This window comes from Streptomyces yatensis, assembly GCF_018069625.1.
Taxonomy (GTDB): Bacteria; Actinomycetota; Actinomycetes; order Streptomycetales; family Streptomycetaceae; genus Streptomyces; species Streptomyces yatensis.
Window position 1 is genome coordinate 9769794 of the sequence record NZ_CP072941.1, and the last position, 24495, is coordinate 9794288.

The following is a 24495-nucleotide window of genomic DNA, read 5'->3' on the forward strand; positions in this document are numbered from 1 at the left end:
CGTGCTTGCACCGGCGAATACGGACCGTGGAGGGTTCGTGCTCAATGGCGCAGCGGTTGTTTATACGTCTTTGAGCCGTTACTTCGGCCGCGTATGGCCTATCTCACAGCCACCTCCGGACTCATGCGTCACGGCGCCGCTCCCCAGGCGCTCCCGGGCGAGGACGTCCACCAGCCGCTGGAGCGCCGGGTTGGGGCTGTCGGGGCTCCAGCAGGCGTGGAGGGTGACGGAGTGGGCGTCGGCGGGCGCCAGTTCGCGGTAGCGGACGCCGTGGACCCCCATGGTCATGATCGAGCGGGGTATCAGTGCGCAGCCCAGGCCCGCGCGGACCAGGGCGAGCATGGTGGGGACCTGGGAGGTCAACTGGCTGACGGCATAGCGGTCCACGCCGATCATGGCGGCGCAGATGTCGTGCAGATAGCGGGAACCCTCGGGGCTGTACCCGATGTAGTCATCGGCCACCTCCGTCAGGGCGACGGGGGTGTCGTCGCCGGCATGTGCCAGCGGGTGGTCGGCGGGGACCGCGAGGACCAGGTCCTCGGAATGGACCAGCAGCGACGCGTACCCCTCCGGGATGGGCGGCCGCACCAGACCCAGGTCGATGCGCAGCTCCGAGAGGGCGGCGAACTGGTCGGGGCTGACCAGTTCGGTCAGTTCGACGGTGACGTCGGGGAGGTGGCGGTTCACCAGGTCCAGGGCATCGGCCAGGACGGCGTACGCGCCGATCGCGGTGAAGGCGAGCCGCAGGGTGCCGGTGCGGCCGTCGGCGGCGCGACGGGTGGCGGTCGGCGCGGCGTCCAGCAGGGCCAGGACCCGGTGGCAGTGGTCGAGGAAGACCTGGCCCGCGGCGGTGATCCGGGCGCCCCTCCCGGTGCGCTCGAACAGGACGACGTCCAGGGCGCGTTCCAGGGCCTGGATCTGACGGGTCAGCGGCGGCTGGGTCATGTTCAGGCGCGCGGCGGCCCGGCCGAAGTGCTGCTCCTCCGCCACCGCCACGAAGCCACGGAGCTGCTGCAGGGAGAGGTTCATACCCTCAGAGTATGGGGCGATGCGAAAGTGGGCTTGGACGGGCATGGCGGCCCGCCTCTACGGTCATGACGACCGCCAGGGCAGATCCGCGCCGATCCCGTCCGAGGAGCCAGGTTGTCCAGACTCGCCGTCGCCATGACCCCCCAGCGTGCCGCCGATGTGATCAGCGCCGAGGCCCGGCAGCTGATCGAGGAACGTTACGAAGTGACCTGGGCCGATGAGCCGCTGACCGAGGAGGTGGTGGCCCGGCTCGCCGCGGGCAGTGACGTACTGCTGACCAGCTGGGGCACGCCCCATCTGGACCGGGCGATCTGGTCCGGCGGCGGTGGCCCCCGGGTGGTGGCGCACGCCGCCGGGACGGTGAAGAAGCTCATCGATCGCGAGGTGCTCGACCAGGGCGTCACGGTCTTCTCGGCCGCCGGGCGGATCGCCTGGTCCGTGGGGGAGTACTGCCTGGCGGCGATGCTCACCCTGGCCCGGCGGCTGCCTCTGTTCGACACCGCCATCCGGGCCGGCGGCTGGAAGCAGAGCGGTTTCCGGGGCGGGGAACTCACCGGCCACCGGGTGGGCATCCTCGGCGCGAGCTCCACGGCCCGCGCCCTGATCACCCTGCTCCGGCCGTTCGGCTGCGAGGTGCTGGTCTACGACCCGTATCTGGACGAGGAGCGGGCCACCGCGCTGGGGGTACGGACCGCCACGCTCGAGGAGGCGCTCGGCTGCCCGTTCGTCTCCGTCCACGTCCCCGATGTCGCCGAGACCCGTGGCCTGGTGAGCGCCCGGCTCATCGAGCGGATCCCGGACCACGCCGTGGTCGTCAACTCCGCGCGGGGACCGGCCGTCGACCAGGGCGCGCTCCTCGAACAGGTGCTGGCGGGGCGGCTGTTCGCCGCGCTGGACGTCTTCGACCCCGAGCCGCCGCAGCTCGCCGAGTCCGTGCTGAGCTGCCCGAATCTGCTGCTCACCCCGCATATCGCCGGGGACACCGTGGACGGGCATCTGGCGCTGGCCGGCCATGTGCTGGCGGATGTCGCCGACTGGCTGGACAAGGGCGTCCGCGGTGCCAGTTTCGTCGACCCCGCCTCCTGGCCCATCGCCGCCTGAGCCACCTCCGCGCTCCGTACCCGGCCGTTCGCGTCATCGACCTTTTGGACAGGAGTCACTCACCATGTCGCGTATCACGGCGGTCGAGGTCTTCCCCGTGGCCGTGCCGTTCGCCCGGCGGTTCGTGCTGGGCAGCGGCGCCGTCGGCGCCCCCGATCAGGCGGGAGCGGTCGTCTTCGTCAAGCTGACCACCGAGGACGGGGTCGTCGGCTGGGGCGAACAGCGGGCCCTGCCCAGCTGGAGCTACGAGACCGCCGAGACGATCGCCGTGGTCATCCAGCGCCATCTGGCCCCCATTCTGCTCGAACTCACCCCGTTCGACGTGGAGTTGTTCCACGCCCGGGCGAGCCGTCGGCTGAGCCCGGCGGTGTCCAACGGCTTTCCGTTCGCCCGGGCCGCGGTCGACATCGCCCTGCACGACGCGGCCGGCAAACTGGCCGGGCTGCCCGTCCACGCCCTGCTGGGCGGCAAGCTCCGGGACACGGTTCCGCTCTGCTCGGCCATCGGCGTGGGCGAACCCTCCGCCGTCCGCGAGCACGCGCTCCAGTCCTCGGACTACACCGCCTACAAGGTGAAGATCGGCGGCGATCCCGTGGCGGACACCGCGGCCATCACCGCGGTCGCGGAGGTCTCCGCCGGCAAACCCCTGTGGCTGGACGCCAATCAGTCCTACCGGCCGACCGCCCTGACCCGGCTGATGGACGCGGTACGCGAGGTGCCGCACCTCCACTGCGTGGAACAGCCGGTGCCGGGCACCGACACCCTCGCCCTGCGCCGGGTGCGGGATCTGATCGGCCTGCCGGTCGCCATCGACGAGGGCAGCTTCACCGCCCAGGACCTGGCCCGCACACTGCGCCTGGACGCCGCCGATCTGGTGGTCGTCAAGATCTGCAAGTCCGGCGGACTGCGCAACGCCCTGAAGACCGCCCAGGTGGCGCTGGCGGGCGGGCTGGAGGTGCTGGCCAGTGGGCTGACCGACTGCGGGATCGGCTTCGCCGCCGCCCTGCACCTCTTCAGTCAGCTGGAACTGGCCCTGCCCGCCGAGCTGAACGGACCGGAGCTGCTGGCCGATCTCTATGTGGCGAACTTGGACATCGTCGCGGCCACCGCCACCGTCCCCTCCGGCCCCGGCCTCGGTGTCGAGGTCGACGAGGAACGCATCCGCGCCGAATCCCTGGACCTGGCCCTTCTCTGAACCCGGCCGCACCCCGAACCAGCAGCGAGGAGACGACGATGTCTTCCAGCCTTTCCCGGCGTGCCCTGCTCAAGGGGGCGGCCCTCGGCGGGCTCGCCACCACGGGAGCCCTCAGCGGCTGCTCCTCGGGCCCGCCGCCCGGCACGGCCACCTGGTCCATGTGGTCCAGCAGCCCCGAGGAGCAGCGGGTCTGGACCGACTTCGGGCATTACGTCGAGCGGCGGATGCACATCAGATCGGCCTCGACACTCACCCCCTCCGACGGCTACCCCACCAAACTCGACCTGCAGCTCGTCAGCGGAACGGCAAGCATGGTCACCGCCCTGAACGGCTGGCTGATCCCCACCTACGCCTCACGCGGCGCACACCGGCCGCTCGACGACCTCATCGCCGCCGACCCCGACTTCGACCCGGACGACTTCTACCCCGCCATCCGGTCCATCTCCTCGTTCGCCGGCCACACCTACGCCATCGGCTTCGACGTGGCGCCGACCGTGCTCTACTACAACAAGACGCTGCTGGAGCGGAACGGCGTCGATCCGCCCTCCCCGACCGAGCCCATGAGCTGGGACACCTTCCGGCGGCTGGCCATCGAGCTGAGCAAGCGGAAGGGCCAGTACGGCTTCACCTGCTCGCCGACCATCGACGACCTGGTGTCCTGGATCTACTGCGCCGGTGGCAATGTCGTCGACGGGGACCGTGACACCAGCCCCCTGGACGCCCCCGAGGCCATGCAGGCCATCCACTACGTCGTCGACCTGTTCACCAAGGACCGGGCCACCCCGCCGATCGACAACCTGGTCACCCAGAACGCCTCCGGCGCCGCCCTGGCCAACTTCCTCCAGGGCAACGTGGCCTTCATGCAGAACGGCCCCTGGCAGGTGCTCAACGTCCGCAAGGCGTCCTTCGAATGGGACATCGTCCCCTTCCCCGCGGGCCCGGCGGGAAGCAAGCCGCGGGTGTCGGGCTCCAGCTTCGCCATCCCCTCCGGGGTCAAAGGCGACGATCTCGACCTGGCGTGGCGGCTGCTGAAGACCCTCACCAGCACGGGGGCGCTGGACATCTACGCACGGGCCGGGCGCAACAACCCGGCGCGGCTCTCGGCCGCGAGCGCCTTCGAACCGCCGCCCGAAAACCTCGGCATCGTCCAGCGGATCCTCAAGGGCGAGGTCGCCGGTGGCCATCCCTTCGACGTCACCACCAACTGGAACCGCGTCCGGCTGCTGCTGGCCCAGGACCTGCCCCGGGCCTTCCTCGGCCAAAAGAGCGCCGGCGACACGATCGACGGTGTCATGCCACGGCTGAACGCCCTGATGCGCCAGCACCGGGACGCCGTCCGCCAGGCCACCTGAGGGAGGATCACCATGGCTGCCCCCACCCACACCGCGGCGACCGCCGCCCCACGGCGAACACCGCATGGCCCGCTGCGTGGCCCCCGGCCCCGGCGGCACGGCTCGGAGACGCTCGCCGCCTGGCTGTTCCTCCTGCCCAGCCTGGCCGGATTCCTGGTCTTCACCGCCGGACCGGTCATCGCGGCCGGGGTGATCTCACTGCTGGACTGGAATCTGTTCAGCCCGCCCCGCTTCATCGGACTGGACAACTTCGCCCGGCTCGGACCGGACGACACCTTCTGGTCGGCGCTCGGCAACACCGCGTACTTCACCTTCGTCAGTGTGCCGCTGACCCTGCTGGTCAGCCTGGGACTGGCGCTGCTGCTCAACCAGGGGCTGCGGCGCATGGCGGTGTTCCGGTCGCTGCTTCTGCTGCCCTACGCGACGATCACCGTGGCGGTGGCCTTCGTCTGGGTCTGGCTCTACATTCCGCACGACGGGCTGGTCAACGCGGTGCTCGGCGTCTTCGGCATCGACGGGCCGGCCTGGCTGATCTCGGACGACTGGGCCATGCCCGCCCTGATCGTGATGAGTGTCTGGAAGAGCTTCGGCTTCGGCATGGTGATCTTCCTCGCCGGGCTGCAGGCCATTCCGCAACAGCTCTACGAGGCGGCCAAGGTGGACGGGGCCTCGCCCTGGCGGACCTTCCGCGAGGTGACACTGCCCCTGCTGTCGCCCTCGGTGTTCTTCACCGTCGTCACCTCCATCATCGGCTCCTTCCAGGTCTTCGACCAGGCCCTGGTGATGACGGACGGCGGGCCGGGAACCAGCACCACCACGCTCGTGATGTACATCTACCGGACCGGATTCGAGAACTACGAGCAGGGCTACGCGGCCGCGCAATCGATGGTGCTGTTCGCGTTCATCGTGGTCATCACCGCGGCGCAGTTCCTGCTCCAGCGGAGGCTGGTGCACTATGACCTCTGACGTTCCCGCGCTCGCGGCGCTGCGCCGCTCGCCCGTGGCGGCCCGGCGGCTGCTGGTGTTCACCTGTTTCCTGGTCACCGCGGTCACCCTCACCCCCATCGTGATGATGGTGCTGGTGGCCTTCCAGTCCGACACCGAGTCGATGGCGGCGCGGCCGTCGCTGTGGCCCGGCAGCTGGCATCCGGAGAACATCGGCCGCGCCTTCGACCTCGTCCCCCTGGGCCGCTATCTGCTGAACACCATCATCTTCGCCGGCGGTACGGCGCTCCTGGAGACGGCCACCGCGGCACTGGCCGCGTACGCCTTCGCCCGGCTCCGCTTCCGCGGCCGCGGCCTGCTGTTCGGCGTATACCTGACCACCTTGATGATCCCCTCGCAGGTCACGCTGATCCCGCAGTTCATCCTGGTGGCGAAGATGCACGGGGTGGACACCTGGCCCGGGATGATCCTTCCACACGCCTTCACCGCGCTCGGGGTGTTCCTGCTCCGCCAGTTCTTCCTGGGCGTCCCCCGCGACTACGAGGAGGCGGCCCGCCTGGACGGGGCGAACCGCTGGCAGACCTTCATCCGGATCATCATCCCGCTCGCCGTCCCGGCCATCGCCACCCTCGCGGTGTTCAAGTTCATCAGCCAGTGGAACAACCTGCTCTGGCCGCTGGTGATCTCCAACAGCGACTCCACCAGGACCGCGGCGGTCGGCCTCCAGGTGTTCCAGTCCACCAATGGCACCCAGTGGAATCTGCTGCTGATGGCGGCCGCCATCACCACCGTGCCGCTCATCGTGCTCTTCTTCCTCACCCAGCGCTGGTTCGTCAAAGGCATCACCATGAGCGGGCTCGGAGGCCGCTGACACCATGACATTTCTCTGGTCCGTCTTCACCAAACCGTGGTCCGCACTGCCGGCCGACTCCCTGGGCCCGCTGATCTCCGGCCTCGGTTTCGCCGGCGCCGAGATCCCGGTCCGGGACACCGCCCATGTCACCCCGGCCGAAGCCGGACGGCTGCTGCCGGAGTTCACCGCGCGGCTGCGGGCCGAGGGCGTCGAGGTGATCAGCGTGGCCGGCGATCTCCGCGAGCCCGTCTTCGCGGCCTGCCGGGAGGCCGGTGTGCCGATGATCCGGGTCATGGCCGAGCTGGGCCCCGACGGCTATGCCGCCTCGGTCCGCCGCGTACGGAAGCGGCTGGAGGACGCGGTGCCCCTCGCGGAGCGGTACGGCGTCCAGGTCGGGGTGCAGCCGCACCACGGCCGCTATGTGTCCTCCGCGCTGGGGGTGATGGACCTCCTCGACGGCCTTCCGGTTCAGCACTTCCGGGTGATCTGGGACGCCGCCCACGACGCGCTGGCGGGCGACGATCCACGGGTCACCCTGCCCCTGGTCGCCGAGCGGCTCGGCATCGTCAACCTCAAGAACGTCATCCACGTGCGCACCGAACCGGCCGCCGGAGCCGTCGGCGGCCACTGGAAACCGTGGTTCGTGCCGGGCCCCGACGGGCTGGCCGACTGGTCGGCGGCGCTCGGCCAGTTGGCGGAGCTCGGCTATACGGGCCCGGTGTGCCTGTCCGGGCAGTACTCCGACTCCGGCGTCCCGGTCGAGGAACGCCTGGTGGCCGATCTGGCGGCGGCACGCGAGGCGGCGGGCGCCGCGGCCGTCTGACCGGGCGCCCCGCTCACCGGGGGGAGCGGGAGAACCCCGCGCCCCCGCTCCCCCCGGCCCTCCTCCCAGAGGCTCCTACGGCAGACCACCCGGCTCGGGGCCCCGGTAGCCCGCCCTGGACGAATCGTCGATGCCCACCTCGTAGCGGATACCGGAGTGGAGGGTGTTGCCGTCGACCCGGGCGCCGGTCGAGTGGTGGGCGAGGCCGATGGCGTGATCGGTGGGGGCGGCGAACACATTGCCGGTGATGGTGGCGTTCTGCACGTCCTCGAACATCAGGGCCTGGGAGGCGCGCAGCGTCTCGCAGTGGTTGCCCCGGATGGTGAAGTCGGCGGTGGTGCCCCGGCCGTCGCCCTCGCCGTCGTTCGGGCCCTCGGCCATCAGACACATGTTGTCCACCTTCTCGCAGCGGTTGTTCTCGATGCGGACCCGGTGGCTGGGCGGGGTGTCGCTGGCGAAGGTCTGCATGCAGTCGGCGTGCCGGCCGTGGCTGTTGTCGGTGTCGCGGACGGTGTTGTGCGCGATGGTCAGATCGTCGCCGAAGAACCGGATACCGTCACCGTCCCCGCCCCGCGGGCCGATCACGGTGTTGTTCCGCACGGTGACGCGGTGGCCGGTCAGCTCGATCCCGGGCGCCTCCGGGCGGACGGCCCGGAACCCCTCGACGATCACATCGTCGGCCTCGATGGTGACGCCGTCCACCGCGTCACCGCCCCCGGCGTAGGTGATCGGGTGCTCCCGGCTTCCGCCCCTGGTGATGACCAGCCGCCGCCGGGACAGATCGCCGTCGAAGCAGACGGTGTCCCCCGGCCTCGCCCGGCGCGCCGCCTCCCGCGGGGTGGCGGCGTGCAGGGTGCAGGGCGCGGCCCCCCGCACGGCGGCGGGCGCCCCCGTCGGCGCGCCGGTGCCCGCGCCGCCGTCCGCGCCCCGATCCCGGGGCCACGACGGACTCGTCAGGGCGGCCAGGAGGGCGAGGACCGAGACGGCGAGGAAGCCGAGGACGATTCTCCATGTGATCCGCATGGCGGGAACCGTAGACCCGGGTCCCGGGGACCGGTCCCGATGCCACCCGCCCCTCGCCGCCCTCCGGTTCACTCCACCGTCACCGTGCGCCCTTAAGTTCACACCGACACACGGAAGGGCGTGATCCCGATGGAGACGCACAGAGCGCGGCGAAAGAGACTCGGGCGCCGATCGGCGCTGGCCGGCGGGGGAGTGGCGGTGGCGATCGGCGCACTGCTCGCCCCGCTGGTCGAGGCCCCCGCGGCGAGCGCCGCGCCACGGGCCGACGAGGTACGTCACCCCGTCGACTACGTGGACCCGCTGATCGGCTCGGCGGGCGGCGGCAACACCTACCCCGGCGCCAATCTGCCGTTCGGCATGATCGCCTGGTCGCCGACCAGCACCGCGGGCGACCAGACCAACACCGCGGCGGCCAACGGCTATTCCTACGACACCACCCGGGTCCGGGGCTTCAGCCTCACCCATGTCAACGGCGCGGGCTGCCACCCCGGAGCCGCGGGCGATGTGCCGATCATGCCGTTCGTGGGCGAGGTCGACAGCTCGCCCACCGCCGACACCAAGGACCAGAAGTACGCCGCCGGTTTCTCGCACGACCAGGAGAAGGCCGAGCCCGGGCGCTACCGGGTGGGGCTCGACTCGGGCGCGGCCGCCGATCTCGCGGTGAGCGAGCGGGCCGGAGTCGCCGACTTCTCCTTCCCCCAGGACGCCCCGGCCCGACTGTTGTTCCGCACCTCCAACTCCCTCAACGGCAGCGAGAACGCGCATATCGAGATCGACGCCCAGCGCCGCAAGGTCACCGGCTGGGTGCTGACCGGCGCGTTCTGCGGGCGACGCGCCAACGGTGGGGAGAACAACCGCACCACCTACTACCGCCTCCACTTCAGCGCCTCGTTCGACCGCGCCTTCTCCACCGTGGGCACCTGGGAGAACGACCGGCTCTCACCCGGCGCCACCACCGCCGACGGTGGCGAGGGCTATCTCACCGGCGCCGACCGGGCAGGGCGCGGCTCCGGCGGATACGTCGGCTTCGACACCACGCGGGACAACGATGTCCGGATGCGGCTCGGCATCTCGTACGTCTCCCTCGCGGGCGCCGAGGCCAACCTCCGCGCCGAGATAGCGCCCCGGGCGAGCGTCGCCGATGTGGCGGCGGCCGGACGGGCCGCCTGGGACCGCCGGCTGCGAGCCATCCGGATCAGCGGCGGCAGCGAACCGCGCCGCACCGCGTTCTACACCGCCCTCTACCACGCGCTGCAGCAGCCCAACCTGATCAGCGACACCGACGGCCGCTACCCGGGCATGGACGGCACACCGCACCGCGTCGAGCGCGGGCAGACGGCGCAGTACAGCAACTTCTCCGGCTGGGACCAGTACCGCGCCCAGGTACAGCTGCTCGCCCTGCTCCAGCCCGAGGTCGCCGGGGACTTCGCCCAGTCGCTGTTCAACTTCGCCCGGCAGAACGGCGGGGTGTGGGACCGCTGGGTGCACATCAGCGGCGCCACCCATGTGATGACGGGCGACCCCTCCGCCGCCACGCTCGCCACCTTCTACGCCATGGGGGTACGGAACTTCGACGCCAAGGGCGCCTTCGATTCCCTCTACCGCCAGGCCACCGTCCCGCACCCCGACGGGCTCTCCGACAAGGGCTGCCCGGGACAGTGCGAGGGCCAGCGCCCGAACCTCGCCCAGTACCTGGACTCGGGGTACGCGGCGCAGGGCGCCTGCCACTGCTGGGGCGGCGCCGCGGAGACCCTGGAGGACTCCGTCGCCGACGACGCGCTCGCCCGCTGGGCCCGGCTGCTCGGCCGGAACGAGGAGGCCGATGAGCTCGGCGCGCGCGGCGGCTACTGGCGCAACGTGTTCAACCCCCAGGCCACCGGCACGGCTGGCTACACCCAGGCCAGAAACCGGGACGGCTCCTGGGTGACCCCCTTCGACCCGGCGTCCGACCGGGGATTCGCCCAGGGCAGCGCGGCCACCTACACCTGGATGGTGCCGCAGGACGTCCAGGGCCTCGCCGAGGCCATGGGCGGACGCGAGAGCGCGGCGGCCCGGCTGGACGGCTTCTTCCACAAGCCCGACGGCTCCTGGTCGGTCCGCGGCGGCGATCCGCTCCGCTACGACCCCACCAATGAACCCGGCATCCACGCGCCCTGGCTCTACAACGCGCTCGGGCAGCCCTGGAAGACCCAGGAGACGGTGCGCCAGATCGTCGCCACCGTGTACGGAACCGGGCCGAAGGGGCTGCCCGGCAACGACGACCTGGGCACCATGTCCGCGTGGTACGTGTTCGCGGCGCTCGGCATCTATCCCCAGGCCCCGGGGCGTGCCGAGGCCCTGCTCACCGGACCGCTCTTCCCCCGTGCGGTGATCGCCCCGGCGGGGCAGCGGCGCGCTCTGACCATCGGCGCCCCGGACGCGTCCGACAGCCACCTCTATGTGCACGCGGTCCGGGTGAACGGCAGGCCGCACGCCACCTCATGGCTCGACGGCTCGTTCCTGCGCCAGGGCGGTTCGCTCGCCTTCGACCTGGCCGACCGGCCCGACACCACCTGGGCCACCGACCCGGGCGGGCTGCCCCGCTGACGCACTGGGGTCTGTCGTTCGGATCAGGCCGGATCCAAACGACAGACCCTAGGCCGGCGCGTCGGCGAACGTGTCGGCGCGGATATGGGCCATGGGCCGGCCCGCCACCCGATACCTGCCGTTGGGCACCCGGCCGGACCGGGACACATGCACGGTGAGCGGGCCGGCCCACTCATAGCCCTTGTCCTCCGCATGACGCACCAGGTGGTCCGTCAGCTCCTGTCCCACCTGACAGCCACGCCGGGTGAGCTCCTCATGGACCGCGTCGGCCAGCTCGACGTCATAGACGTTGGGCACCACCACCCGGGTCGGTCCGCACACCACGGCGTGGCTGTCGCATTCACGTTTGAGCGCGCCGAGGAGTTCGACGGGCTCGCTGCGGACCACCTTGGCCAGCAGCGATTTCTCCCAGCGCTCTATCGCCCGTTCCCATCGGTTCAGCGTCTGCATGCCCTCCCGCGTTCCCGATACGGATCACCTCATGCCCTCATCGGCGCGGCTCACCGTCACCGCGGGTCCGCCGGAGGGTGAAGGTGTCCACCGGTTCCACGCGGCCGTAGAGCCCGGTGACCGCGTAATAGGTCACCGACATCGTGGTGGGGCCGCCCGGTTCGGTGCCGGGGTCGACGGAGAACGCGGCGAAGCCGTAGGGGTTCACCCGGTCGCGCACCGCCGACCACGGGGCCGCCTCCGTCACATAGACCGGGGTCTTGTGGCCATTGGCACCGGTGGCTCCGACACCGGTGATGACATTGCACCGCGGGGTGTCGAACAGGACGTCCATCGACGGGACCGAGGTGCCACCGCCACCGATGACCATATGGACGGTGCCCTCGGTGGTGTCCACCAGATCGGTGCGGGTGGCGGCGGGGGTCGGCGTCATCGTGTCGTTGGGCTCCCGGCCACGGACGGGGTGGGAGCGTTCGTAGTGGTGTTCATGGCCGCAGACGACCAGGTCGACGCCGTAGGTGTCGAAGAGCGGCAGCCACTCCTGCCGGATGCCGAGATCGGCGCCGTTGCCCGGGTGGTCGGCCGTGGAGACGACCACCTGGTGCATGACGACCACGATCCAGTCGATGTCCCGGTCGGCCCGGGCCCGTGCGAGCTCGGCCTCCAGCCAGCGCCGCTGGGCCCCGCCGGAGTAGCCGCGCACATAGGTGTTACCGGCGTCCTGATAGGCCACGTCGTCATTGGCCAGGCTCACGACCCGCACCGAGCCGACGGTGAAGGCGTACCACAGCCCCTGGGTCTCGGGGTCGCCGCCGTTGCCGGGCAGCGAGAAGTACGCCTGGTAGGCGGCGAACCCGATGGGCCCGTTGCCCAGCTCGTTCTCGTGGTTGCCGGCCGCGGGCATCCACGGCCTGAACCGCGAGGACCGGCTGGTCATGTCGAACCAGTCCGACCAGGTGCGCAGCCGGTCCTCGGAGAGATTGGCGTAGCACAGATCGCCGTTGATGAGATGGAACAACGGCGCGATCCGCTCGACGGCGGTGGTCACGTCATTGGCGTACGGCGAGCCCAGGTTGTCGTTGAGATAGGTGAGCTTCTCGGTGATCTTCGGCGGCTTGGGCCCGTTCAGCTTGCCCACCGTGGGTGTGCCCTGGTCGCCGAAGCTGGTGAAGGTGAACGGTGCCCGGCCACCGGGCCCGGTGTGGAACGACCCCGCCTCCGGTGTCGCCCCGTCGTGGACGGCGGCGTAGACATAGCCGGTGCCGGGGCGCAGCCGGCTCAGCCGGGCGTGATGGACGTAGATGCTCTGCTGGGACTTGGCGTCCCGGTAGGAGGTGGTCCGCGCGGTGACCTCGGTGCCCATGCCATGGGCCGGGGTGCCGAACATGACACGTGGCCGTCTCACCGGGACCGGCGTCTGCCAGGACACCACGACCTCCCGGGCGGCGTCGGCCCCGAACTGCAGATGCAGCCCGCTCACCGGTGGCATCCCGGACCCCTCCGGGCGGGTCCACAGCACCGGCGAGGCCGCCACCGCCTCCTGTGGGGAGATCAAGGTGCCCGCACCGGCCGCCGCCGCGCCGGCCGCGCCCAGCAGCCCCCGGCGGCTCACCCGGGACTCCGTCGATGTGGTGCCCGTGGTCTTCGGTGTCGTCGTCATGGGGCGAAGCTCCCATGCGCCCGCCACCGCCTGACACCGTGGCGCCGTGAACACCACGGCACGGCGGGCTACCGCCGGACGACCGGACGGCGAACCCGGACAACCATCTCGGTGGCCGGTGGCGGATGTCCGTTGCCAGAGGCGGTGGCGGCGCAGCACGCTGGTCCCCGTGAACGATCGGGACGAGGAGCTGCGCGGGCTGGACGCGGTGCTGCGGGAGCTGCGGCACGCCCGGTTCGGGCTGTACGGACCGCTGGTACGGGAGCGCTTCCTGGGCGGACTGCCCGCGGATGTCACCCCGACCGGCTACCGGGTGCTGCGCTTCGTCGAGGCGAGCTCCCCGCCGGGCCCCGCCGTGTCCGATATCGCCGCCCTGCTGCTGTCCGACCGGGCGCGCGCCGTGCGCGTCGTCGACCGGCTGACGGTGGCAGGGCTGGTGACCCGGGTGCGGGACACCGTGGACCGGCGGGTACGGAGGGTGGAGCTGACCGACGCCGGGCGCCGCCATATCGAGCTGGCGGCCGCCCGCCGGACCCGGCTGCTGGGCGAGGCCGTCGCGGACTGGCCGGACGAGGACCTCGCCCGGCTGACGGAGTTCCTGGAGCGGCTCAACGCGTCGGTGGCGCGCCATCTGCCGGTGTCGGGCGCGCCCGGCGCGTCCGAGGTAGCCGACGTGTCCGACGTGTCCGACGGTCGGTGACGCGGGGCCGGGGCGCCGCGGGCCCCACGTCACCGCCGCGGGAGCGGCCGCCGGCTAGGCCTTGGACGCCTGGAAGTTCCGGAACAGCAGATAGGTGTCGAGGATGTCCGACGAGGCGCTCTCGACCGAGCGGTAGATGCCCCACTTGGGCCGCTGGTAGTCGTCCTGGTCGGGCATCTTCACATTGGACATGCTGCCCTGGACCGCGACCGGGGCGCCGGACCCGGTGCCGTTGCGTGCCACGAAGGCCGCCTTGCCCTTCGAGCCGATGGTGAGCGTCCACTCGATGGTGATCCACTTGTTGCGCAGCGGCGACAGATTGGTCGAGGCGATGTCCGGCGAGCCGGAGTTGGCGTACGCACGGGCCCGCAGCGTTTCCGTGCCGCCACTGCGGCCAAGGTCCAGGGTGATGTACGGACCGCCGTTGTCCGCCGGGGTCTTGGTCTGGAAGATGTGTGTGAACTTGCTGGTGCCGTGCAGCGAGGTGGGCATGAACATCTCATAGCTGATGGTCCATGTCTCACCGTCGCGCATCTTCAGGGTGGTGCCGTCCTGCACCATCCCCTTGGACTCGGTGCGCTGGCGGTCGCCGCCACCGGTGGTGTCCCGATCGTCCTTCCAGATGTTGAAGCGGTAGTGGTCACCGCCCTCGACGACCACATAGTCCCGGTCGGGGTGTGCGTTGCCCCGGTCGGCCTCGATGCCCTCGAACGCCTTGAGCCCGGCGCTGGACGGGTTCGGATGCCAGAGCAACTGCGCGGCCGCGGCCCGGGAGGCGGCGGAGGCCGGGGTGGCCCCCGAGGTCAGTTGCCCGAGCGCGATCGGTGTTCCGACGGCGGCCGCGGCCATCGAGCCGAGGACCCGGCGGCGGCTTAACGAGCGGGGAACGAGGGGTTCAGCCATGGTCGTTGACTTCCTTCCTGATCCGGTAAAGGAGTGGCGTGCTCATGGCGCACCACGCACATTGGACCGGACCAAATGGACCGTCAAGGCTCACGAGCCGTTCTTTACCTCAGAATGGAATTCACATAGATGAACCTCGATGCCCCTTTTTTGCTGCTTCGCAGGCTCTCTGGTCTCTGGTGATGGCTATTCATTCGCGATCCTGAACGCGTAGACACTGTCTACTCCGCTCTGGTAGACAGTGTCTATGCATGAGCGTGAGCAGGACTCGGGTCTCCGGTCCCGATTGGTGGACGTCGGAGTGGGGCTGGTGGAGGCGGAGGGGGCGCAGGCCCTTTCGCTGCGGGAGATCGCCCGTCGGGCCGGGGTGTCCCACGGGGCGCCGCGGCGCTACTTCCCGACGCATCTGGCCCTGCTGTCCGCCATCGCGCGACGCGGCTTCGAGAGCCTGGCCGACCAGGCCGGTGCGGCCATCGCCGCTCATGAGGGCGATCCGCGCGGGCAGTTGACGGCTCTGGCGCGGAGCTGTCTCGACTTCGCGCTGACCAACCGCGGCATGTTCGAGCTGATGTTCCGCCACGATCTTCTGGAGAGCAACCAGCTCGGCCTGCGGGAGACGAGCCTGCCGCTGTTCGCCGTCCTCGTCGACCTGGTGGCCAGGGTCCGGCCGGAATCCGGTGCGGAGCCACGGATCGTCGCGGGCGCGCTGTGGGCGAATCTGCACGGCATCGCCCAGCTGTGGGGCTGGGGCAGTCTTCAGCTCGCGGCGGGATTGGACGACGTCGAGCCGCTGCTGCGTGCCGCGCTCGACGCGCACCTCGGCCCGGAGGCCCGATGAGTGCCCCGCGCGCACGGCGCCTCACCCTCGCCGGCAGCGTCACCGGGGCCGTGATCGTCGCCCTCGACGGCACCGTGCTGACCGTCGCCCAGCCCCTTCTGCGGCGGGATCTGCATGCCACGTTCGCCCAGGTCCAGTGGACCAGTACCGGATATCTGATCGCCGTGGCGAGTCTGCTGGTGTTCGCGGGCCGCCTCGGTGACCGCTACGGCCATCGGCGTGTCTTCGCCATCGGGATGCTGGGTTTCGGCGCCGCCTCGGCCGGTATCGGGCTCGCGGGCGGCATCGGCTGGGTGATCGGGCTGCGGGTCGCCCAGGGGGTCTTCGGGGCGCTGCTGCAACCCGCCACCCTCGGGATGCTGCGCGCCGCGTATCCGCCCGACCGGCTCGGCAGGCCCCTCGCGGTGCGGACCGCCGCCATCGGGCTGGCGGCCGCGGCAGGTCCGCTGGTCGGCGGGGCGCTGACCACCCAACTGGGGTGGCGGGCGGTGTTCTTCCTCAATGTCGCACCCGCCCTGGCCATGGGCCTGGCCGCACTCGCCGTCCGGGCCCCGACGGCGCCCCGTGAGGCCGCCCGGCCACGGCTCGATCTGCCCGGTGCCGCTCTGCTCGCGGTGGCGCTGGCCGGGCTGGTGCATACGCTCGTCGGCGTCTGCGAAACCGGCTGGACGGTGGCGACCGCGTTCGGGCCGACGGCCGCCGTGGTGGCCGCAGGTGTCTTCGTATGGCATGAGCGCCGTACGGAACATCCGCTGGTGCCGCCGGGTCTGCTGCGGTCGGCCACCGCCGGCCCGGCGCTCGGTGTGCTGGTGTCCGCGTCGGCCGCACTGTTCGGGACGCTTTTCCTCGGCACCTACTATCTGCAGGACGTGCTCGCGCTGGATCCGCTCGCCAGCGGGCTGAGGGCGCTCCCGCTGGCGGTGATGATGGTGCTGGGCGCGCCGGTGGCAGCCCTGCTGATGCGCCGTCAAGGACCCCGCCGGACGACGGTGGCGGGGATGGTTCTGGTGGCGGCCGGTGTGCTGCTGATGTCCCGTCTCGGCCGGGACTCGGGCGCCGAGGCGATCGGCGGATGCTTTCTCGTGCTGGGCGCGGGTTTCGTCACCGTGATGGTCACCGCGACCACCGTCGTGGTGCGCGACGCGTCCGTGGACACCGCCGGGGTGGCGGGCGGGCTCCAGCAGACCGCCATGAACATCGGCCCCGCGCTGGGGGTCGCCGCCGCGACCACGCTGATGAGCGTGGCCGGGCCGGGCGCCGCCACCGGACGGCCGTCCGGCGACGGGCCGGGCTGGGCGCCCGACGCCTTCCTCTCGGCCATGGGGCCGGCGCTGACGGTCCTCGCGGCCGTGGCCGCCGCCGGTGCGCTGCCGGCCACCAGGCTGCCGGGGCGCGCGGCGGGGCCACCCGGGGGTCAGCCGGTGGAGGAACTCACGGACGGGCCCCCGAGGCCGGAGAACGCTTCCTCGATCTGATCGGGATCCTCCGCGGGCGGTATGGACGTACCCGGTGTACGGGCCGAGAAGCATGGTCGCCCGGTCGGCGGTGGACACCTTTCCGCGGGCACGAAGCCGCCACTTCCCGCGGGCATACGAAGCCGCCGCCACCGAGTACCCCTGACCCGAGGGCCGGGGACCGGTGGCGGCGGCTCGTCGGCGCTGCCGGCTCAGCTGAGGGCGACCAGCAGATCGCCGCCTTCCACCTGCTGGATCGCGCTGATGGCGATGCGCGACACGGTCCCGCTCTTCGGGGCCGCGATGGTGGCCTCCATCTTCATGGCCTCGATCGTCGCCAGGGTGGCACCGGCCTCCACCTGATCGCCCTCGGCCACCGCCAGCGTCACCACACCCGCGAAGGGCGCCGCCACATGGCCGGGGTTGCTCCGGTCGGCCTTCTCGGTGGCCGGTACGTCGGAGGCCGCCGAGTTGTCCCGCACCTGGACCGGGCGCAACTGGCCGTTCAGGGAGGCCATCACCGTGCGCATACCGCGCTCGTCGGCGTCGCCGATGGCCTCCAGCTCGATCAGCAGCCGGACCCCGGGCTCGAGGTCCACCGTGTACTCATGCCGCGGGCGCAGCCCGTAGAAGAAGTCCTTGCTGTCCAGCACGCTGGTGTCGCCGTGGGCCTGCCGATGTGCCTCGAACTCCTTGGTCGGGCCGGGGAACAGCAGCCGGTTCAGCGTCGCCCGCGGATCCTTCTCCAGTTGCTCCCGGTCCTCCGTGGACAGCTCCGCGGCCGTCGGCTTGGCGGCGGCGCGGCCCTCCAGCGCCTTGCCGCGGAACGGCTCGGGCCAGCCGCCCGGCGGATTGCCCAGCTCGCCGCGGAGGAACCCGATGACCGAGTCCGGGATGTCGTACCGGCCCGGATCCGCCTCGAAGTCCTCCGGCGACACCCCCGCCCCCACCAGGTGCAGCGCGAGATCGCCGACCACCTTCGACGACGGGGTCACCTTCACCAGGTGGCCCAGCATCCGGTCCGCGGCGGTGTACATCGCCTCGATGTCCTCGAAGCGGTCGCCGAGGCCGAGCGCGATGGCCTGGGTGCGCAGATTGGACAGCTGACCACCGGGGATCTCATGGTGGTACACCCGCCCGGTCGGCGAGGCGAGGCCCGCCTCGAACGGTGCGTAGATCTTGCGCACGGCCTCCCAGTACGGCTCCAGGCCGCCGATCGCCTCGAGGTCGAGCCCGGTCGGCCGGTCGGAGTGGTCGGTGGCGGCCACGATGGCCGACAGCGACGGCTGGGAGGTGGTGCCCGCCATGGAGGCCACCGCGCCGTCCACCGCGTCCGCACCGGCCTGGATCGCCGCGAGATAGGTGGCGAGCTGACCGCCGGCGGTGTCATGGGTGTGGATGTGCACCGGCAGGTCGAACTCCCTGCGCAGCGCGGAGACCAGCGTGGCCGCGGCCGGGGCGCGCAGCAGCCCCGCCATGTCCTTGATGGCCAGCACATGCGCGCCCGCGTCCACGATCTGCTCGGCGAGCCGCAGATAGTAGTCGAGGGTGTAGAGCCGCTCCGAGGGATCGGACAGGTCGGAGGTGTAGCAGAGCGCCACCTCGGCGATGGCCGAGCCCGTCTCCCGTACCGCGTCGATCGCGGGCCGCATCTGCCCGATGTCGTTCAGCGCGTCGAAGATGCGGAAGATGTCGATCCCGGTGGCCGTGGCCTCCTGTACGAAGGCGGTGGTCACCTCGGTCGGATACGGCGTGTAGCCCACGGTGTTGCGGCCGCGCAGCAGCATCTGCAGACAGATGTTGGGCACCGCCTCGCGCAGCTTGGCCAGCCGCTCCCACGGGTCCTCGGCGAGGAAGCGCAGCGCCACGTCGTAGGTGGCCCCGCCCCAGCACTCCAGCGACAGCAGCTGCGGCACGCTCCGCGCCACCACCGGGGCCACGGCCAGCAGGTCCCTGGTGCGGACCCGGGTGGCCAGCAGTGACTGGTGGGCGTCCCGGAAGGTGGTGTCGGTGACCCCGATGGTGGGCGACTCGCGCAGCCACCGTGCGAAACCCTCCGGGCCCAGCTCGGTGAGCCGCTGCTTGGAGCCGGCGGGCGGCTCGGTGTCCGGCATGGGGGGCAGCTTGGTGGTCGCGTTGATCAGATGGGGCCGCTCGCCGTGCGGCTTGTTCACCGTGACATCGGCGAGATAGGTGAGCAGCTTGGTACCGCGGTCGGCGGAGTGACGCGCGGTCAGCAGATGCGGCCGCTGCTCGATGAACGACGTGGTGACCTGCCCGGCCCGGAAGTCCGGATCGTCCAGCACCGCCTGGAGGAAGGGGATGTTCGTGGACACGCCGCGGATGCGGAACTCGGCCACCGCACGCCGCGCGCGGCCGATCGCGGTCGCGAAGTCCCGTCCCCGGCAGGTCAGCTTGACCAGCATCGAGTCGAAGTGGGCGCTGATCTCCGCACCGGAGTGGGTGGTGCCACCGTCCAGCCGGATGCCCGAGCCGCCCGGTGAGCGGTACGCGCTGATCATGCCGGTGTCCGGGCGGAAGCCGTTGGCCGGGTCCTCGGTGGTGATCCGGCACTGCAGCGCCGCACCCCGCACATACACGGTGTCCTGGGCGAGGCCGAGGTCGGCCAGCGTCTGGCCGGCGGCGATCCGCAGCTGCGACTGGACCAGATCGACATCGGTGATCTCCTCGGTCACCGTGTGCTCGACCTGGATCCGCGGATTCATCTCGATGAACACATGGCGGCCGTCGCGGTCGAGCAGGAACTCCACCGTGCCGGCGTTGCGATAGCCGATCTGCCGGGCGAACTTCACCGCGTCCTCGCAGATCCGCGCCCGCAGCTCCGGATCGAGGTTGGGCGCCGGCGCCAGTTCGATCACCTTCTGGTGGCGCCGCTGCACCGAGCAGTCGCGCTCGAACAGATGGATGACGTCGCCCTGCCCGTCGGCGAGGATCTGCACCTCGATATGGCGGGGCTCCACCACCGCCTTCTCCAGGAAGACCGTGGCATCGCCGAAGGCGGACTCGGCCTCCCGCGCCGCCGCCTCGATGGACTCACGCAGCGTCTCCCGGCTCTCGACCCTGCGCATCCCGCGCCCGCCACCACCGGCGACGGCCTTGACGAACACCGGGAAGCCGAGCTCGTCCGCGGCCCGGACCAGCTCGTCCACATCGGTCGACGGCTCGGAGGAGCCGAGCACCGGCACCCCGGCCGCGCGGGCGGCGGCCACCGCGCGCGCCTTGTTCCCGGTGAGCTCCAGGATCTGCGCGCTGGGCCCCACGAACGTGATCCCCGCCTCCTCGCACGCACGTGCGAGATCGGGGTTCTCGGACAGAAAGCCATACCCGGGATACACGGCGTCCGCGCCCGCACTGCGCGCCGCGCGGACGATCTCCTCGACGGAGAGATAGGCCCGCACCGGATGGCCCGGCTCACCGATCTCATACGCCTCATCGGCCTTGAGCCGATGCAGCGAGTTGCGGTCCTCATGCGGGAACACGGCTACGGTTCTCGCGCCCAGCTCATAGCCGGCGCGGAAGGCGCGAATGGCGATCTCTCCACGATTGGCGACCAGCACCTTGCGGAACATGCCCGATCCCTTCTACCTGCCCGGTACCTACAACACACGCTTGTCGGCGAACACTACTGCCGCGTACCACGCAGGACGCCCGGGGTGTGATCGAGTTCTCGTGGATGGCGTGCGGGATGGCACCCGGTCCTCGCCACCCATGGTCGCCGTAAACACGGAGAGTGGTCCCGCGGCCGCGCCGGGTGGTGCTGTATCCGGCCCCGGAACGCCGTTCCGAATACCGGGATCGAGAAGCGCGGATGCGACAGTAATTGGTAAATAACGAGAACACGCACAAGCCCTCCGATGCCGAAAATGACCGCCGAAAACGACCTTGTGTCATGCCATGGCGAGATCTGGTGATTCCGCTCATCATGCCGCCATGACAGCAAACCTGACGCGTCGTCATATTCTCGGTATGGCCGCCCTGCAGAGCGCGGCGGCCCTCGGACTCACCCGCATCGGCCTCGCCCCGGCGGCCGCCGCCGAGCGAGCCGAACACGTCCCCGCCGTCGTCGTCGGCTCGGGCTACGGCGCGGCCGTGGCCGCGCTCCGGCTCGGCGAGGCAGGCATCAGAACCCTCATCCTGGAGATGGGGCGGTTATGGGACACCCCTGGCCCCGACGGCCGGGTCCACTGCTCGATGACCGCCCCCGATCAGCGCTCCATGTGGTTCAAGACCAGAACCGAGGCGCCCCTGTCCACCTTCCTGTGGCTGGACGTCATCAACAAGGACATCACCCCCTACCCCGGCGTCCTGGACCGCGTCCGCTTCCCCGGCATGTCCGTCTACGTGGGCCGCGGGGTCGGCGGCGGCTCGCTGGTCAACGGCGGTATCGCGGTCACCCCGCCACGCTCGTACTTCCAGCAGATGCTGCCGCAGGTGGCCGCGGACCCGATGTACGACACCTACTTCCCGCTGGCCAACCGCATGCTCGGCGCCACCACCGTGCCCTCCGCGTGGTTCGAGGCCACGGAGTGGTACACCTACGCCCGCGTCGCCCGCGACCAGGCCGCCAGGGCGGGCCTGAAGACCGTCCTGATGCCCAACGTCTACGACTTCGACTACATGCGGCGCGAGGCCGACGGAACGGCGACCAAGTCCGCGCTCGCCCAGGAGGTCATCTACGGCAACAACTTCGGCAAGCGCAGCCTCGACAAGACCTATCTCGCGGCCGCGCTCGGCACCGGCCAGGTCACCCTGCACGCCCTCAGCCGCGTCAGAGCCCTGCGACGGGCGCCCGACGGCAGCTATGCCCTCACCGTGGAGCGCATCGACACCACCGGCACCGTCGTCTCCACCGACGAGATCACCTGCGGTTCGCTGTTCCTCGGCGCGGGCAGCCTCGGCACCACCGAACTCCTGCTGCGCGCCCGCGATACCGGCGCCCTGCCCGAGCTGAGCGCGGAGGTCGGCCGGGGCTGGGGCGGCAACGGCAATGTCATGCTCGGCCGCGCCAACCATGTGTGGCACCCGACCGGCGCCCGTCAGTCCACCATCCCGGTGCTGGCGATCGACGACTGGTCCAACACCGCCAACCCGGTCTTCGCCGAGATCGCCCCGCTGCCCGCCGGCCTCGAGACCTGGGTCAGCCTCTACCTCGCCATCACCCGCAACCCCGAGCGCGCCACCTTCACCTATGACGCGGCGAAGGACACGACCGTGCTCAACTGGACCCGCGCCCAGAGCGCGCCCTCGGTCGCCGCGGCCAAGGCGCTCTTCGACCGCGTCAACTCCGCCAACGCCACCATCTACCGCTATGACCTCTTCGGCGACACCCGGGCCTTCGCCGACGACTTCTGCTACCACCCGCTGGGCGGCTGTGTCCTGGGCCGGGCCACCGACGCGTACGGCCGGGTGACCGGCTACGACGGCCTCTATGTGACCGACGGATCCCTCATCCCCGGCTCCATCGGCGTCAACCCGTTCGTCACCATCACCGCCCTGGCCGAGCGCACCATGGCCCGGGTGCTGGCCGAGGACCGCGTCGGCGGCCGGTGACGCGCGGCCGATGAGCCGCCGCACACCGGCCGCCTGTCCAGCGGTCCACCGCGCCCGCGGGGTCAGCCCAGGGCCCGGTCCAGGTTGAACGCGGCGCTGATGAGCGCGAGATGGGTGAACGCCTGCGGGAAGTTGCCGATCTGCTCACCGGTGCGGCCGATCTCCTCCGCGTACAGCCCGACGTGGTTGGCGTAGGTGAGCATCTTCTCGAAGGCCAGCCGCGCATCGTCCACGCGTCCGGCCCGGGACAGCGCCTCGACGTACCAGAACGAGCAGATCGAGAAGGTGCCCTCCTCACCGCGCAGCCCGTCCGGGCTGACCGTGGGGTCGTAGCGGTAGACCAGCGAATCGGACACCAATTCCTCGCCCAGCGCGTCCAGCGTGGACAGCCATTTGGGGTCGGTGGGGGAGATGAACTTGGACAGCGGCATCATCAGCACCGAGGCGTCGAGCACCTCCTCGCCCTCGCGCTGGACGAAGGCCTGCCGTCGCGGCGACCAGCCGGTGCGCATGATCCGGCGGTAGATGTCATCGCGCGCCTTCGACCAGCGGGCCATGTCCGCGGGCAGGCCGCGGTGGCGGGCGATGCGCATCCCCCGCTCGATCGCGACCCAGCACATCAGCTGCGAGTACAGGAAGTACTGCGGTCCGGAGCGGGTCTCCCAGACGCTCATATCGGGCTGGTCCCAGTTGTCACAGACCCAGCCGACCGCGTCGCTGACGGTGTCCCAGTGGTCGCTGGCCAGCGGCTGCCCCCACTTGTCATAGAGATAGAGGGAGTCCACCAGCGCTCCGTAGATGTCCAGCTGGAGCTGGTGGACCGCGGCGTTGCCGACCCGGACCGGGGCGGAGCCCTGATGGCCCTCCAGATGGGGGAGGATCTGCTCGGGGATCTCGCTGCGGCCGTCGATGCCGTACATGATCTGCATCGGGCCGCCGGGGCCGCTGTCGAAGGTGATGTCCTCGGACAGGAACCGCACGAACGCCTCTGCCTCTTGGGTGAAGCCCAGCCTCAGCAGCGCGTAGATGCAGAACGCGGCGTCGCGGACCCACACATAGCGGTAGTCCCAGTTGCGCTCGCCGCCGATCTGCTCGGGCAGGCTGGTCGTCGGGGCCGCCACGATGGCGCCGGTCGGCGCGTAGGTGAGCAGCTTGAGGGTGAGCGCCGAGCGGTGCACCATCTCCCGCCACCGCCCGCGGTAGCGGGACTGCGAGAGCCAGCGGCGCCAGTAGCGCACGGTGGCGTCGAACAACTCCTCCGCCTCCCCCTGCGGGCAGTGCCGCGGCTGCACCGTGCCGCCGATCCGGTCGAGCGCGAAGACCGCGGCCTCGCCCTCGACCAGCTTGAACGTGGAGACCGCATCGGCCCCGTCGGTCTCCACGGTGACGCTGGACGTCAGCGCCAGCGACAGCTCCGGGGACTCGAAGATCGTGAGCCCCTCCTCGGCGCGCACCGTATGCGACTGCCGGGCGTAGTCGAACCGGGGCGCCACCCGTGCGGTGAAGGGCAGCGATCCGCGCACGCACAGCACCCGGCGGATCAGCCGGTGCCGGTCCGCCTCGCGTGAGTCGTCCACGATCGGCATGAAGTCCTGGACCTCGGCGACCCCGTCGTCCGCGAAGAAGCGGGTGATGAGGATGTTGGTGTCGGGGAAGTAGAACTGCTTCGTCCGGGCGGGCACCTCCGGCGTGAGCCGGAACGAACCACCGCGGTCGGCGTCCAGGATCGACGCGAACACACTGGGCGCGTCGAACCGGACCGGGCAGTACCAGTCGATGGTGCCGCTGGTATCGACGAGCGCGGCGGTGCGCAGATCGCCGATCAGACCGTGTTCGGCGATCGGCACATAGCGGGACGCGTCCGTGGGGTGGCGGACGCTGTCGGCGACGGTCATCGGAACCTCCCGCACTGAGGGAGGGGCGGAAACCCTGGGTAACGCGGACTCTCGCTTCAGCATACGACCGGCGGGCCGGCCCGGCCCGGTGCCGGATCATTGCGTAGCCGGCCGTCA

General features: G+C 70.9%; 18 protein-coding genes. 11 read left to right on the forward strand and 7 right to left on the reverse strand.

Features of this window, described 5'->3' with window-relative positions:
- Positions 1-78 precede the first annotated feature (78 nt).
- Positions 79-1029 carry a LysR substrate-binding domain-containing protein gene (locus tag J8403_RS40645; protein ID WP_246586227.1) on the reverse strand — a complete coding sequence of 317 codons (951 nt, stop codon included), beginning with the start codon at positions 1027-1029 and terminating at the stop codon, positions 79-81.
- 114 nt (positions 1030-1143) lie between these two features.
- On the opposite strand from J8403_RS40645, the gene J8403_RS40650 reads away from it, so the two are divergent.
- The 6 genes from J8403_RS40650 to J8403_RS40675 all read left to right on the forward strand — a co-directional run bounded on the left by J8403_RS40650 (position 1144) and on the right by J8403_RS40675 (position 7298).
- Complete coding sequence (locus tag J8403_RS40650) at positions 1144-2130, forward strand: hydroxyacid dehydrogenase (protein WP_211127560.1); 987 nt, start codon at positions 1144-1146, stop codon at positions 2128-2130.
- Positions 2131-2194: 64 nt separating this feature from the next.
- Positions 2195-3325, forward strand: coding sequence for a mandelate racemase/muconate lactonizing enzyme family protein (locus tag J8403_RS40655; RefSeq protein WP_211127561.1), 1131 nt, complete (start codon positions 2195-2197; stop codon positions 3323-3325).
- 38 nt (positions 3326-3363) lie between these two features.
- Positions 3364-4677 (forward strand): ABC transporter substrate-binding protein, encoded by a 1314-nt coding sequence (locus J8403_RS40660; RefSeq protein WP_211127562.1) that lies wholly within the window; start codon positions 3364-3366, stop codon positions 4675-4677.
- 12 nt (positions 4678-4689) lie between these two features.
- Positions 4690-5643 (forward strand): carbohydrate ABC transporter permease, encoded by a 954-nt coding sequence (locus J8403_RS40665; protein WP_211127563.1) that lies wholly within the window; start codon positions 4690-4692, stop codon positions 5641-5643.
- Positions 5633-6493 (forward strand): carbohydrate ABC transporter permease, encoded by an 861-nt coding sequence (locus J8403_RS40670; protein WP_211127564.1) that lies wholly within the window; start codon positions 5633-5635, stop codon positions 6491-6493. The genes J8403_RS40665 and J8403_RS40670 overlap by 11 nt, the downstream gene beginning before the upstream one ends.
- Positions 6494-6497: 4 nt before the next feature.
- Positions 6498-7298, forward strand: coding sequence for a sugar phosphate isomerase/epimerase family protein (locus J8403_RS40675; protein WP_211127565.1), 801 nt, complete (start codon positions 6498-6500; stop codon positions 7296-7298).
- 75 nt (positions 7299-7373) lie between these two features.
- Here J8403_RS40675 and J8403_RS40680 read toward each other — a convergent pair whose 3' ends face one another.
- Positions 7374-8321 (reverse strand): right-handed parallel beta-helix repeat-containing protein, encoded by a 948-nt coding sequence (locus tag J8403_RS40680; protein WP_211127566.1) that lies wholly within the window; start codon positions 8319-8321, stop codon positions 7374-7376.
- Positions 8322-8450: 129 nt separating this feature from the next.
- On the opposite strand from J8403_RS40680, the gene J8403_RS40685 reads away from it, so the two are divergent.
- Positions 8451-10907 carry a GH92 family glycosyl hydrolase gene (locus tag J8403_RS40685; RefSeq protein WP_211127567.1) on the forward strand — a complete coding sequence of 819 codons (2457 nt, stop codon included), beginning with the start codon at positions 8451-8453 and terminating at the stop codon, positions 10905-10907.
- A 48-nt stretch (positions 10908-10955) separates the two neighbouring features.
- On the opposite strand, the gene J8403_RS40690 is transcribed toward J8403_RS40685, so the two are convergent.
- Both J8403_RS40690 and J8403_RS40695 read right to left on the reverse strand, forming a co-directional pair.
- Entirely contained in the window at positions 10956-11357 is a 402-nt protein-coding gene (locus J8403_RS40690; protein ID WP_211127568.1) for a DUF3662 domain-containing protein, read from the reverse strand.
- A 37-nt stretch (positions 11358-11394) separates the two neighbouring features.
- Positions 11395-13017 carry a purple acid phosphatase family protein gene (locus J8403_RS40695; protein WP_211127569.1) on the reverse strand — a complete coding sequence of 541 codons (1623 nt, stop codon included), beginning with the start codon at positions 13015-13017 and terminating at the stop codon, positions 11395-11397.
- A gap of 169 nt (positions 13018-13186) precedes the next feature.
- Between J8403_RS40695 and J8403_RS40700 the strand changes: the two genes are divergently transcribed.
- Complete coding sequence (locus J8403_RS40700; protein ID WP_211127570.1) at positions 13187-13717, forward strand: MarR family winged helix-turn-helix transcriptional regulator; 531 nt, start codon at positions 13187-13189, stop codon at positions 13715-13717.
- Positions 13718-13771: 54 nt separating this feature from the next.
- On the opposite strand, the gene J8403_RS40705 is transcribed toward J8403_RS40700, so the two are convergent.
- Positions 13772-14620, reverse strand: a complete 849-nt coding sequence (locus J8403_RS40705) for a hypothetical protein (protein WP_211127571.1) — start codon at positions 14618-14620, stop codon at positions 13772-13774.
- Positions 14621-14867: 247 nt separating this feature from the next.
- Here J8403_RS40705 and J8403_RS40710 point away from each other — a divergent pair, with 247 nt between their 5' ends.
- Positions 14868-15458 (forward strand): TetR/AcrR family transcriptional regulator, encoded by a 591-nt coding sequence (locus tag J8403_RS40710; protein WP_211127572.1) that lies wholly within the window; start codon positions 14868-14870, stop codon positions 15456-15458.
- The gene (locus J8403_RS40715; RefSeq protein ID WP_211127573.1) at positions 15455-16933 is read left to right on the forward strand and encodes an MFS transporter; all 1479 of its coding nucleotides are present in this window, start codon (positions 15455-15457) and stop codon (positions 16931-16933) included. The genes J8403_RS40710 and J8403_RS40715 overlap by 4 nt, the downstream gene beginning before the upstream one ends.
- Positions 16934-17124: 191 nt before the next feature.
- On the opposite strand, the gene J8403_RS40720 is transcribed toward J8403_RS40715, so the two are convergent.
- A complete protein-coding gene (locus J8403_RS40720) occupies positions 17125-20502 on the reverse strand; it encodes a pyruvate carboxylase (protein WP_211127574.1) in 3378 nt (1125 codons plus the stop codon).
- Positions 20503-20863: 361 nt separating this feature from the next.
- Here J8403_RS40720 and J8403_RS40725 point away from each other — a divergent pair, with 361 nt between their 5' ends.
- Complete coding sequence (locus J8403_RS40725) at positions 20864-22483, forward strand: GMC oxidoreductase (protein ID WP_211127575.1); 1620 nt, start codon at positions 20864-20866, stop codon at positions 22481-22483.
- A 62-nt stretch (positions 22484-22545) separates the two neighbouring features.
- Here the strand turns inward: J8403_RS40725 and J8403_RS40730 are convergent, their stop codons facing one another.
- Complete coding sequence (locus tag J8403_RS40730) at positions 22546-24378, reverse strand: glycoside hydrolase family 15 protein (RefSeq protein ID WP_211127576.1); 1833 nt, start codon at positions 24376-24378, stop codon at positions 22546-22548.
- Positions 24379-24495 lie beyond the last annotated feature (117 nt).

Coding starts and splice junctions, on each gene's coding strand:
- J8403_RS40645 (WP_246586227.1), bottom strand. CDS start 1,029: ATGAACCTCTCCCTGCAGCAGCTCCGTGGCTTCGTGGCGGTGGCGGAG.
- J8403_RS40655 (WP_211127561.1), top strand. CDS start 2,195: ATGTCGCGTATCACGGCGGTCGAGGTCTTCCCCGTGGCCGTGCCGTTC.
- J8403_RS40660 (WP_211127562.1), top strand. CDS start 3,364: ATGTCTTCCAGCCTTTCCCGGCGTGCCCTGCTCAAGGGGGCGGCCCTC.
- J8403_RS40665 (WP_211127563.1), top strand. CDS start 4,690: ATGGCTGCCCCCACCCACACCGCGGCGACCGCCGCCCCACGGCGAACA.
- J8403_RS40670 (WP_211127564.1), top strand. CDS start 5,633: ATGACCTCTGACGTTCCCGCGCTCGCGGCGCTGCGCCGCTCGCCCGTG.
- J8403_RS40675 (WP_211127565.1), top strand. CDS start 6,498: ATGACATTTCTCTGGTCCGTCTTCACCAAACCGTGGTCCGCACTGCCG.
- J8403_RS40680 (WP_211127566.1), bottom strand. CDS start 8,321: ATGCGGATCACATGGAGAATCGTCCTCGGCTTCCTCGCCGTCTCGGTC.
- J8403_RS40685 (WP_211127567.1), top strand. CDS start 8,451: ATGGAGACGCACAGAGCGCGGCGAAAGAGACTCGGGCGCCGATCGGCG.
- J8403_RS40690 (WP_211127568.1), bottom strand. CDS start 11,357: ATGCAGACGCTGAACCGATGGGAACGGGCGATAGAGCGCTGGGAGAAA.
- J8403_RS40695 (WP_211127569.1), bottom strand. CDS start 13,017: ATGACGACGACACCGAAGACCACGGGCACCACATCGACGGAGTCCCGG.
- J8403_RS40705 (WP_211127571.1), bottom strand. CDS start 14,620: ATGGCTGAACCCCTCGTTCCCCGCTCGTTAAGCCGCCGCCGGGTCCTC.
- J8403_RS40710 (WP_211127572.1), top strand. CDS start 14,868: ATGCATGAGCGTGAGCAGGACTCGGGTCTCCGGTCCCGATTGGTGGAC.
- J8403_RS40715 (WP_211127573.1), top strand. CDS start 15,455: ATGAGTGCCCCGCGCGCACGGCGCCTCACCCTCGCCGGCAGCGTCACC.
- J8403_RS40720 (WP_211127574.1), bottom strand. CDS start 20,502: ATGTTCCGCAAGGTGCTGGTCGCCAATCGTGGAGAGATCGCCATTCGC.
- J8403_RS40725 (WP_211127575.1), top strand. CDS start 20,864: ATGACAGCAAACCTGACGCGTCGTCATATTCTCGGTATGGCCGCCCTG.
- J8403_RS40730 (WP_211127576.1), bottom strand. CDS start 24,378: ATGACCGTCGCCGACAGCGTCCGCCACCCCACGGACGCGTCCCGCTAT.